The sequence below is a fragment of the Bradyrhizobium lablabi genome, from assembly GCF_001440475.1.
GTDB classification, from domain to species: domain Bacteria; phylum Pseudomonadota; class Alphaproteobacteria; order Rhizobiales; family Xanthobacteraceae; genus Bradyrhizobium; species Bradyrhizobium lablabi.
This window is the reverse complement of record NZ_LLYB01000057.1, coordinates 84113-95857: the sequence shown is the minus strand read 5'-3', so window position 1 is coordinate 95857 and position 11745 is coordinate 84113. Positions and strand designations below refer to the sequence as shown.

Here is an 11745-nt window from a genome sequence, read left to right as displayed (position 1 = left end):
CCCAGCCTTCGCGAACGACATCAGGATTGCCGTCCAAAAAATTGAAGCCAAGGTGTCGACCTGGGAGCGAGACACGCCAGTAGCTGCGAAACTCGCAGATTTGCTGGCGGCGCCAGATATCGATTCACCACGAACGACTGTCGCGCTTCCGGATCGGCGCGTCGGCGAGGTCTTCTTGGCATCAGATCGCGCCGTACACTACCGCTGCGCGGTCGTCGACCATCGCAACCTCGCATGCCACCTGGCATCACAGGCACCCGAGCGCTTGGTCGTGGTCGGCCCGACGCCTGAGGCTATCCAGGCGCTCCTGACGACCAAAAGCTCATTGAAAACGGCGTATCTCCTGGGTGACGCCTCCGGCAGTGCCCTGCTCTCGGCCGAACTAACATCGATCGAGTTAATTGACGCCTTTTCAGCATTCGCAGCGCGCGCAAAGGCGCTCATCGCCGCTCTCAAGCGAGGCGGTTCGGACGAAGCACTTGATCAGGCCGAAGCTGAGTTCAGCGTAGCGAGTGTGATCAAGGAACGCGAGATCGACCTCACTCAATCGGACGAGGCCTATCGCGGCGAGGTAGTTCAGCTGACGATGCAGAGCGGGCTCCGCCTGGATTATCGACCGGGCGGCGAGATTCTCCTGCTTTCGCCAGGCGAACTCCGGCCATTCGAACGGATCCAGGCCAGAGAGGTCGAGCCAGGCCAGCGCATCCTGGTCTTGGACGCATCGATTCGCGAGCCATTGCGGTTGGCGATCGCCGGCTCCCGAAAAAGCCAGCAGCAGCTCGCCCAATATCACGCGCGCATTGCGGAAATCTACTCGAAGACCCCAGGCTCCACGAAGGCCGACAAGGCGCGTCGTGTCCTCGAGAAGATGCGCGAGATCGACCCATCCACAGGCGATGAGATCGACAACATCAAACGCTGGCTCACTGCCGATGTCGCGCGTCCCACCCCCGAGGGAAGTCGCGCGCCGGGCGCCGCTCGCGACTGGAAACGGTTTCTCGTTTTCATGAAATCCGTTGGAGTCGATGAAAACCTGGCTTCGCTCTACTGGAAGTTCGCCGTTCTTCCCGCGCGGTCCTACCGAGCCCAGGAGGGCCACCTTTTCAATCAGCGCGTCGTCCAGTTCGTCCTCGATCCCGAGTCGACAGGCATCTGGAAGGCGATGCAAGGCCTCTGGCAGCAGGTCATGGAATCCGTCGACGTCGTCGAGGAAGTGACCACCATCACTGGAGGAGACCAGAATGGCTGAACCGGACGTTTTGGCCGGAATGACTTCCGACGAACGCCAGGAGCTCAAGGAAGCCGTGTGCGACGCGGTGCTAGAACGCACGCGTCAAGTCGTCAGCGGCGCCGGGGAATTCGGCCGGATCGTTTTCGGCGACAGGCCCGCGCGGAAGCTGTCAAGCGGTTTCATCTTGCCCCGCCTGAATGAGAGCGGAGACGACGAGTCGAGCGACATCCGGATCGCCGCTCACGGGCTAGATTTCCGCATTCTTCCCGGCACCGGCGACGCCCTCGTCGTCCAACCAACTTTCGACGTATACGTGCGCGCGCTTCCGACGACGGATGAACTATTCGCGCGTAATGGCTGGCTGGTGCCGCCGGCCGGATTCAACCAAGCCGCAAAGGTGCAGATCCGCAACGCCATCCGTCAAAGGACGGACGCGGAAATTCCTCAGGACGCGAGCCCGAGCGAGCGCTTGCGCCTTCGTTCGGTAATCTCCCGCGAGGTCCACCTGGCCTTGGGAGTCGTGATTCCGCGGGGCGCCGAGGCGCCGCCCGTTGGCGATGATCCGGAAGCCGAGGAAGGGGTGCCCGATGGGGCGGAGGAACCGGCACCTCCCACCCACCTCGAAAGGCTTCAGATACCTAGTCGTATCTCGCAGCGATACGACGTGCCTCAAAAGTGGATACGGCTCGCCGTCAACGTCGAACCGCTTCAGCTTCCACTTCCTTGCGATCCGGCAGCGTGGACGGCGCTCGCATTGGCATACAAGCAGGTCCTCCAGGCGGCGATCAGAGCGACCTTTCAAGGTTGGATGACAACGCCGGAGGGGCTGGAAAACGCCTGGCGCAAGTTGCATCCGCCCTCCGAAGCATTCTGGTCCAGAGCGCACTGGGATCGTTTTCTAGTCGATGCTCGTGGACGCCCCATCGTCGGCACAGACCTCATCCCCGACTTCGACGTTCAGATCTTGGCTCAGGCGCTGCCGGACCCGATCGTCGACGGCGCATTCTCCGTACGCGTCGCGATCGAGAACCTCCAGGACAACGATTCTTCGCAGGAATCCGGTCTCTTCGTTGTGACCCTGTCCGTCGAAGTCCCTTCGAACGCGCTGGGGCCGATGCGTCTCGAACGGGTCCGACGCAGCTACCATCTTGCCGGCTTCATGACGATGCCGGCGATCGGAGTGAATGGGGGCGTCGAGGATCTCGGCGTCTCGGCCGGACGGAGACGGCTCCAAACCTCATGGATGCCTAGATTCGTCCTGCCAAGGACGAAAGCCACCGAGATTCCGGCGGTGGTGACGCAGTACGATGCGTTGTGCCGGGCGGACACCGACCTCGGGTCGCTCGGAGCGCTCCCAGCCGAGATGGACACCTGGATCGATCGAGTTGCCCGCACGACCGTGCTTTCCCAACCAGGCGAAGAAGGGTCGGAAGCCGACGAAGCCGCACAAACAACGCGCTTCGAGGACGACTTGCAGGCTTGGCGCCGAGAGGCGGGCCGGATCAGAAAAGGCATCCTTTTGCTCGCCCGATCACAGCAGGCATGGAGAAGCTCTCCGACCTCCTCCGCCACCATCCCGTACCGCGCCTGGCTGCTGCTCAACCAGACCTTCGCTCGGGCGAATCCGGTTTCGCAGGGTCAACGACCGGGCTGGCGTCTCTTTCAACTTGCGTTCGTCCTCGCGCACGTGCCCACATTCGCGTCCCGAGTGCCCGAATACGCAGTCGAATTCGATGCTGCATTCGACGAGGATTCTGCGAGTCTCCTCTACATGGCGACCGGAGGCGGCAAGACCGAAGCATTCTTCGGCGTCCTGATCTTCGCCCTCTTTCTCGACCGGCTACGCGGCAAGGCGCGGGGCGTAACCGCGATGATGCACTACCCGCTGCGTCTGTTGACCGTCCAGCAAGCGCAGCGCCTCGCACGCCTGCTGGCCAGAGCTGAATTGGTCCGCCGACGCGAAGGCGTCGAAGGAGCGCCATTCGAAATCGGCTTCTGGGTCGGAAGCAGCAATACGCCTAACGCCACCGAAGGAAAGCCGGGCACGCTCCTCGAGCCGATGAAGTGCATCCCCGTCGCCGGCGGGACGCGGGGCCGCGACGAACAGGCGCTCCTCAACGGACAGGAGAAAGCGGACCGCGAGTATGTCGTAGCGAACGAGGCATGGAACAAGCTACCTCGATGCCCCTTTTGCAACTCGTCGCGGGACACCGGCCTTCGCCTCTATCCGCAGCGTCACCATAGGCTTGGCATCGTCTGCTTCAACCCGCAATGCGATTGGAACGTCGAGGCGCCGGATCAACCGTTGCCGTTCCTTCTGATCGACACCGACATCTATCGGGCCGCCCCCTCCGTATTGCTTGGGACGATCGACAAGCTCGCCCTCCTCGGTCAGAACGTCCACACCATCGACCGCGTGGCCGGCATGTTCGGTATGGCGCGCTACGTCGAGGGCGGCCCTCTCGGCCTGCTGCACATGATTTCCGGCCAGCAGATCAACGAGGTGCCCGCGCACTATCAGAAGGTGGCCCCCTCGTTTCGATCGGGGACCGAGGTCTTCTTCGATCCATTCCCCAGCCTGATCGTGCAGGACGAGATGCATCTCCTCGAAGAGAGTCTCGGCACGTTCGGCGGCATCTTCGAAACCGCGCTGTTCGAGTGGCTGAATCGCTTGACGCCGCTGCTCGGGGACCGCGTCGTTCAAGTTCCCTCGGCGCCGGGCCGGCCCCGTTTGCCTCACGTCGTCGGAGCAACCGCCACGGCGGCGGACGTGGCTAAGCACACGAAAGCACTCTATCAGCGCAGGGTCGTTCAATTTCCACATCCCGGCCCAGCTCTCCACGAGGGCTTCTACACCCGGATGGCGACGTTCGAAGCCAACGGCGCGGCCGCGGGCACCAGGGCCGCCGCCGGCGGCACTCCTCGGGGACTTGAGCAGGCCGCGCCCTGGGGGCGCGTGTATGCGAGCCTGATGACGAACGGCCGACTGCACACCGTGACGACATTGTCCGTGCTCGCCGCCCATGCTGCCACGATAACGCGATGGCAGCGCGATCTCAGCTCCGACGAGGCAACCCGCCGTACGCGTGCCGCGAACGAGATGATCGCAAGCGTTTCGTCCGCTCCTTGGTCAGACCGCCGCTCTGCGGCGCTCAGGCAGGCCGCCGCCGCGGGCCGGTATGACCGACTGGCCGAGCTCGTCGATCTGCATCGGATCCAGCTGACCTATGTGACCAACAAGAAGGGCGGCGACCAAATCCTGTCTGCTCTCGGCACAGAAGTCCGAGAAGTGCATGCGGCCATGGGCGACGATTATCTACTCTCCGATTTCTCGATGGAACTAATCTCCGGCGGCGTGGACATCGCTGGGATCCAATCGGTCATTCGGCGGGCGGAGCAGCGGTTCGATCCGATGTCGGGAGACATTTCGACAACATTGCGCGGCATCGTTGCGACGTCGGCAATCTCCCACGGTGTGGACGTGGAGTTTTTTAACGCGATGGCCTTCGCCGGAATGCCGCCCGACATCGCCGAGTATATCCAGGCGTCGTCGCGCGTCGGCCGCACCCACGTCGGTTTCTCGTTATTCATTCCGACGCCCCAGACCAGGCGGGACCGGTTCGTCGTAGAGGTCCACGAGTCGTTCCACCGACTGCTCGAACGCATGATCTCGCCACCGGCCGTCGAAAGGTGGGCCGATCGCGCGATCGGACGGACCATTCCCTCCATGGTGCAGACTTGGCTGTCCGGCGTGCGGCACAACGAGCGCTTCGTGGCCGCAACAGACGAACAGAAGGCATCGGTGGCCCTTCCCGGCTCTGTGGAGTCCGCGGCGAGATTGCTGCGAGGCCGCCAAGACTTCGACGATTGCGTCCGCTTCGTCGCTGCCGCCATTGGCATTGGTGCCCCGACGGGAGCGCCGAACAATCCCGAGTATTATAGCAATCTTGCGCGCCAAGAAGCGGAGCGAATCAGACAGGTCTTGGACAGCAAGAACTACACCGGCGGCTTGAACGATATCTGGAAGGCGACAAATACGGGCCTCATGCGCCCGATGACGAGCCTGCGAGACGTCGATGTCCAAGGCCGCATCGAAGGAAGCAGAAGATCGCAGATGAACCGGCTGGTCACCGACGAGCAGTTGGTCGATGCCATCACCATGATCCGCAACCGAGGCGTCGCGCGCAGCAGGCGAGGCTCCGCGAGCGAGCTCGACAACGGCGCCGATGGAGACAATACGTGAGCACCGCCAAGCCCCCGACGATGCAGCGATCTCGAGGTCAGCTCGCAACCGCCTACGCCCCCCACAGCCTTTTCACTTTCGAAGGCGGTTCCGGTGCGTGCTTCGCTCTGCCAAGCCCCGGCAATCGGACCACCGGCGACGATCTTCGGCCGAACACCCAACGGATGATCGCCGAACAGATCCAGGAATACTTCGATGCCTGGGCGCTACGAGCGACGCGCGGCACAAATCTGAGGCATGCCGTTCCTCTAAATCTGGCGGTTGACGGCCGCGTTGTCAGCGATGATGCCGTCCGCGTTCGCCTCGGCGAACTTGCCTTCCAAGTACCGGACCATGTCGGCTACGTGCCGTTCCCGCTCTCGTTCGTCTGCACGCGATGCGACCTCCACAGACACAGCGATCGGGTCGAACGTCTCGCAGAAGACGCGTCGAGATTCAGAAGCGCCTGCCCCTCGGGCTCTGAAAATTGTGCCAACGACTGGCAGCAGCTCGACGTGGTCTTCGCGCACTGGTCGGGAAACGTCGAGGCGATCACGCCGAACTATAGATCGTGGCACGACGGCGCCGTCAGGGAGATGGGCCGCTGCACGTCGTGCGGATCCGATCGGTTCTTCCTCCGTCGACCGCCTGGGCGTCTCGGAAACTGGGAGTTCCAATGCGCCGTTTGCAGGCTGCCGAGACAAATGCAGCAGAGGGACCTGCTAACCCTCGAAGAGCTGGGCCCGCTGATCCCGCAGAACCAGGCGCTTCCAGCCGAAATCAACATGGAGCCTGTCTCTTACAGGGCTTCGGCCGCCTACTACGTTCACGGCGACAGACTCCTGGTGTTCGATCAGGAACGTTATATCCAGCTGCTCGGCTCGGCCCATACGGCGCCCTTGAGCGCGTTCTTGTCGAGCGAATACGGCTATCCTCCGACGCAAATCGATGACGTTCAGAAGGAGCAGCTTCTCCGCGCGGCAGGACAATCGGCGCAGTGGGACAACTATCGTCACATGCGCGACTTCATCCCGCAGCTCGAAACCATGGGCGCCCCGCCCGAGGTCATCGCCGCGCAGCGAGCAACGATCGCGCGGACCGAGGCCGAATGGAACGCGACCGTTTTCGCAGGTCACCACCAAGCGGCCGACGGCATCGAAAGGGCATGTCGGGAACGATCCGAATACGTCCGTCGGTTCGACCCGGTCCGGATGGCTCTCGAACACAAGACGCTCACAGAAGAACGCCTGCACGGAAGGCAAATGCCCGATGGAAAGGACGTCTCCGTAGACCTTACGATCCTCGATCCCTTCCTCTTCCCGGACGACGTACAAGGCGACGAGCGCTCGCGCATGCTCGACCAGGTTCGTATCCGCCGCGATCTCCTGGGCATGGCAGAAATCCGGTTGGTCCGCGACGTGCGCGTCTGCGAGTACACATTCGCCTACACGCGAACCAGTTCATCGCCGACCGTCACCCGCGAAAAGGCCGGCCTCGCCGAGATGCCGGTGCGCCTTCGTCTCTTCGACAAGGTGCAGGTCGGCGATAGGGCGCAACATCCGGTCCTGTGTCTCGTTCAGTCGAACGAAGGATTTTACGTGCGCCTCGACGAGTCCTGCGTCCTCGCGTGGCTTGAAGCGAACCGCATTCGCCCCGCCCCGGCCGAGGCCGGCGTCCGGCTTGGCGGGCGACTGATAGAAGAATTCGCCCGGATGCAAGCTGACGAGGACGTTCGCTTCACCCGGTTCCTTGACGAGTACCGGCGCGAACGCAGCATCCCGCGCTTCGCTTATCCCTACGTGTACACTCTGTTGCACACGATGGCGCACCATCTACTGGGCATTTCGGCGTCGATGTCCGGACTCGACCTAGGCTCGTTCGGCGAACACATCTTCGTTCCAGATCTCGCCTTCCTCGTCTATCGACGCGGCATGACGATGGATCTAGGCAACCTGTCGTCGATGTGGCGCGACCGAGGCGATCCCGCATACGGCAACGAAGTGCTTGACCGGATGGTCGATCCCGCAAGTCTGCGCTGCGGATCAGAAAGCGTCTGCAACCATCGAGGCGGGGCTTGTCCGGACTGTCTGCTCATACCCGAGACTGCTTGTCTCACTCGCAACGAGTTACTTTCGCGTTCCGTGCTGATTGGCCGAGGCTCCCCTCGGTGGGATGCTCTGGCCGAACCGCTGACGGGGTACTACGAAATCGCAAGGCTACGACGAAGCGCCGGCGCGAGCGGATCGACATGAGGGCCGTCCTCGGGACCTCTCTATCGCGCTCGCTCGTAGCTTCGCTCGGCGGCGACTGCGGAACTGCGTCCGAAGTGGCGAGGCTGATAGCGGAACGCCCGGAGGGCACGCTAGACGAAAAGAGCCTCGCATTCGCTTCCAAATCGGCCTTGACGCGGATCGCGGAAGATTTCGTACGGCGCGGATGGCTCACCACAATACCCTCCGGTTGGCGGGTTGGTCCCCTCCCGATGCCTCAAGCGGTCGTACCGTTTCTGGAAGGCGCTGCGGTCATGCACGCCATTGATCCTGAGAGACCGACTTCGATTGCCGTCGTGACGCTTCCGCCCAGCCCAAGCTCTATCGCCGCCGCGCTCCCGCAGACGGGGCTGGCTCACGCTTCGCTGGTTTCGACCGGCGACGCGTTTGAGCAGATCGCCGATGCGGCAGTAGACAACTTCACAATTCTCACCCCGTTTCTCAACCAGGACGGACTAGAATTCGTCCTACGGCTCTACGAGAGGACCTCCGCAAAGGCTAAGTGCTTGATCGTTCGCCAGGCCGGGGACGCTTGTCGAATAGTGCATCAAAATTCGAGGCAAATCCGCGCTCTCGGAATATCTGCTTGCGACTACACCATCGAACTAGGCTCCGGTTTCGAGACGTTCCACGCCAAGGTGGGACTCGCGGACAACGAGCTCGCTTATGTCGGAAGCGCAAACATGACGATGTTCTCAAGAAACTCGATGGAGCTCGGATTGCTCAGTGGCGGCCAGGCCGCCCGCGTAGTCGCGAACGTCATCCGCGCTGTCGTCAAAGTCGCACGACCGATCCCGCTTCTTTAGCGGGTCGGCGTCACCTGACCTTTGCCTCGTTGCGCTTGAGCCACTCCTTGGCGGCCGTCTCGAGTGCCTGGGACGGGGTGATGTCGCGCATAGCCGCCGCCTTGATCCTCCGGATCACATCCGGATCCATGGACGTAAGAAACTGCTTTTTCTCCCCCTCCGCACGCGGCTGCAGGCCACGCGATCGCGATCTCCACCCCCGGCGATGTCCTTCGTGCGGGTCTCAACGCCTACGGCGCGCCGCATCTGGTCGCCGCGAGATGGGCGCAGGATCCGCGCAGGTACGAACCGGCATGCGGTGCCGCATTTCCGGCGGCCCGCAAGGCGGTCGCCAAACACGGAGACACGCTCGCGGCGTTCCTGGGATCCCGCTCATCCCCACGAAGCCGTGAGCGGCGCTGGCGTCCCGTCGCGACATGCTTGCAGGGTGGGCCTGGAAGGCGTGGTGCAAAGGTCCGGGACAGCGCCTACGCCGGCGGCGCGGCACCAACAGGGGCAAGAAGGTACGGGCACGACGGGAGGCCTCGAATATAAATATATAATAACTTATTGAAATATAAAGATTATTTGACTTCATCTCGATTCCACGTAGGCTTTCTCCCGTGGTGCCGGCATGCCGTCGACGCCGATTTTATTGGAGGATTTTAGATGATCGAGTTTTTCGGAAAGCTTTATGTTCCCCTCGAGCCGGATTTCCTGGCCGCCCCCTCCTGCGAGGTGGGCCCGCGCCTGATCGGATCCGTGATCGCCATGGACTACCGCGGCGGCGAAGCCGCCATCGCTTTGGCGGACCTCGAGGCCTACGACCAGGTCGAGGGCGCCTGCCACAACCATCCCACGCAGCGTCTTTCCCATGGCCACGCCTACGTCCATCCCTACCACCGCTCCGGGATGCTGGCGCTCGACCTGGTCTGCGGCCCCCGGGGTCGCGCGAGCTCCGTGCTGATCCGGGCCGGAATTCCCGTCTTCGGTCTCGACGTCATGGCCGTCCGTCGCAGCGCTCACCCCGAGTCCGACAAAATCGTCCAGAACCGCGCCAGGGGCTACGAGAGGCGGATCGCCAGCGGTCCGGGCAACGTGGGCGAGGCTTTCGACGTCACCATGGCGCTCGACGGAGCCTGGCTCTTCGACAGGCCGTTCCGCATCTACCGTCCCGTCGCGCCGATCACGGACATCGAGCCCCGGACGCGCGTCAACATCACCCGTGACGCCCACCCCCTTTGGCGCTGGAAGTGGCGCAACCCGCCGTGGGCGCAGGCGACGAAGCTCGCCGCCTGATGTCCGGTGCAGCGGTCCGCATTCCGGCCGATTTCGAGCCGCACGCCCGGGCCGTCATGGCCTGGGCGGTCCACCGCGAATGGGGGAGCGAACGCGAACGCGTCGAGCGGGAGCTCGACACCGTGATCAGGACCATCGCCGCGGACGAACCGGTGATGCTGCTGACGCCGCTCGACCTGGTCGGAGCCGCGCGCATCCGCTTCGCCACCGCCGAGGTCGAGATCGTGCCGGCACCGGTCGACGACGTGTGGATGCGCGACATTGCCCTGGTCTTCGCTCACCGCGGCGCCGAGACCGTCGCGATCGACCTCAACTTCAACGGCTGGGACGGCTCGCGCCCCGCGCGGCCCGGCGATCGCCTTGCCCGCACCTTCGACTTCGGCATGCCCGTGATCGGCGTTCCGTTTGTCGGCGAAGGCGGCGCCTTCCTTCCCGACGGCCGGGGCCTTGCGGTCGCGACCCGTAGTTGCCTGCTGTCGCGCAATCCGCACCTGGCCGAGGACCAGATCTCGACGGCCCTCGGCTCTCTCGGCATCCGCGCCGCGATCTGGCTCGATGGCGACCGCGACGAACCGATTACCTCGGGCCATCCGGACGGCTGCCTCGCCTTCGCTCCCGATGGCACCCTGCTCGTCGAGCCGATCCCCCGCGGACGCGGCCGGCGCAGGCGCGAACGCGACATCGCGATCCTCGAGCGAGCGGTCGCGGACGGAAGGATTCCCGCGCTCCGCCGCTTCGCTCCGCCGGACACGGGCGCCCTGGCCGGCGAGCCCTCCGGCTTCGCCGCCACCTACCTGAATTTCTACGTCACCCGCCGTTCGGTGATCACCGCCGGCTTCGGCGCGCCGGCTGGCGACGAGGATGCCCGAAGTGAACTCGCCGCGCTGTTTCCCGGACGCGAGATCAGGATGCTCCGCATCAATGCCGTCTTGCGCGGCGGCGGCGGCATCCGCTGCCTGGCCCAGCCGGTCCCGAGATCCGCGCGAACCGGATCCGGAAATCGGTCGGCGCCGAAAACACGTTGTCAAGCGACCTCATCGATTTCGACGCAATGGCAGTCGAACAGCAGCCACTGATAAGTCGGGAACTCTCTGACTACACCGGCGGATCGAACCTCGTCTGCTGGGTGGCGTCGTAGATGCGAATGCGAACCTTCGGAAAGCGGCGCTTCAGTTCGACGGCGCCATCCTCGGCGCCTTTCTTCGTGGCGAACTGGGATTTCAGGATACCGTCTATTTCGATGGTATAACCGGTCTTTGGCAGTTCGATATTTCGTCCTGGCATTATTTGTTGCCGTCCTTGGTGCATTTCCGTTTTGCGTGGTTACGGTGAGTCCGTCGGGTCGGACAAGCCGGTCACGGCCAAAAGCAAGGGATAACGCGCGTGAGCGATCCGTTCGACCTCCAGCGCTCCGTGGACGCCCAAGAGCCGGTCTACCGGCGGGTCGTAGAAGAGCTACGGCGCGGCCGTAAGACGTCACATTGGATGTGGTTCATCTTCCCGCAAATCGCTGGTCTAGGCTTTAGCGCGATGGCGCAGCGCTTCGCTATCGGCTCTCGCGCGGAAGCCGCTGCATATCTGCAACATGAGGTCTTGGGACCGCGCCTAGTCGAATGCACCCGGCTAGTCCTTGCGGCCAGGGACAAGTCGATCACCGATATTCTCGGGTCACCGGACGACATGAAGTTTCGATCGAGCATGACGCTATTCGACGCGGTCTCGTCGCAGGCCACCTTCAGTGACGTCATCGCGGCCTTCTACCCGGATGGCAGGGATCCTGCGACATTGTCGATCCTGAAGAGCGTCTGAGCCAGTCGGCATCGGGACCCCACCTGCGCCGGCTTGCTTTGCTCCTGCAACGTTACGAAGGGTCGACGGCGCGGCCCTTCCCGCCGTTGCCTCGAACGCGATCTCATCGGCGACATCGAAGCCTCTAGA

The 11745-nt window shown here is 63.3% G+C and carries 6 protein-coding genes and 3 pseudogenes; 8 read left to right on the top strand and 1 reads right to left on the bottom strand.

The features are described 5' to 3' along the window. The 7 genes and pseudogenes from CQ14_RS46085 to CQ14_RS46075 all read left to right on the top strand — a co-directional run. A pseudogene (locus tag CQ14_RS46085) lies at positions 1–1249 on the top strand (hypothetical protein); the annotation flags it as partial. Further along, positions 1242–5474: a helicase-related protein gene (locus CQ14_RS11170; RefSeq protein ID WP_057857952.1), complete on the top strand. Its 4233-nt coding sequence runs from the start codon at positions 1242–1244 to the stop codon at positions 5472–5474. The pseudogene CQ14_RS46085 and the gene CQ14_RS11170, both read left to right, overlap by 8 nt. Further along, a complete protein-coding gene (locus CQ14_RS11165) occupies positions 5471–7705 on the top strand; it encodes a hypothetical protein (protein WP_057857951.1) in 2235 nt (744 codons plus the stop codon). Before CQ14_RS11170 ends, CQ14_RS11165 begins: the two co-directional genes overlap by 4 nt. Then, a complete protein-coding gene (locus CQ14_RS11160; RefSeq protein WP_057857950.1) occupies positions 7702–8529 on the top strand; it encodes a phospholipase D-like domain-containing protein in 828 nt (275 codons plus the stop codon). The genes CQ14_RS11165 and CQ14_RS11160 overlap by 4 nt, the downstream gene beginning before the upstream one ends. A gap of 648 nt (positions 8530–9177) precedes the next feature. Then, entirely contained in the window at positions 9178–9807 is a 630-nt protein-coding gene (locus CQ14_RS11155) for a DNA-3-methyladenine glycosylase (protein ID WP_057857949.1), read from the top strand. Next, positions 9807–10721: pseudogene (locus CQ14_RS11150) on the top strand (agmatine deiminase family protein); the annotation flags it as partial. The gene CQ14_RS11155 and the pseudogene CQ14_RS11150, both read left to right, overlap by 1 nt. Before the next feature lie 62 nt (positions 10722–10783). After that, positions 10784–10891, top strand: a pseudogene (locus tag CQ14_RS46075) (DNA polymerase IV); the annotation flags it as partial. An 11-nt stretch (positions 10892–10902) separates the two neighbouring features. Here CQ14_RS46075 and CQ14_RS11145 read toward each other — a convergent pair. Continuing rightward, positions 10903–11091: a hypothetical protein gene (locus CQ14_RS11145; RefSeq protein ID WP_057857947.1), complete on the bottom strand. Its 189-nt coding sequence runs from the start codon at positions 11089–11091 to the stop codon at positions 10903–10905. A 99-nt stretch (positions 11092–11190) separates the two neighbouring features. On the opposite strand from CQ14_RS11145, the gene CQ14_RS11140 reads away from it, so the two are divergent. After that, positions 11191–11616, top strand: coding sequence for a DUF1810 domain-containing protein (locus CQ14_RS11140; protein WP_057857946.1), 426 nt, complete (start codon positions 11191–11193; stop codon positions 11614–11616). The last annotated feature ends 129 nt before the right edge of the window (positions 11617–11745 follow it).

Excerpts from the sequence above, each read along its gene's own strand:
- CQ14_RS11145 (WP_057857947.1), bottom strand. The coding sequence starts at position 11,091 with ATGCCAGGACGAAATATCGAACTGCCAAAGACCGGTTATACCATCGAA.
- CQ14_RS11155 (WP_057857949.1), top strand. The coding sequence starts at position 9,178 with ATGATCGAGTTTTTCGGAAAGCTTTATGTTCCCCTCGAGCCGGATTTC.
- CQ14_RS11170 (WP_057857952.1), top strand. The coding sequence starts at position 1,242 with ATGGCTGAACCGGACGTTTTGGCCGGAATGACTTCCGACGAACGCCAG.
- CQ14_RS11160 (WP_057857950.1), top strand. The coding sequence starts at position 7,702 with ATGAGGGCCGTCCTCGGGACCTCTCTATCGCGCTCGCTCGTAGCTTCG.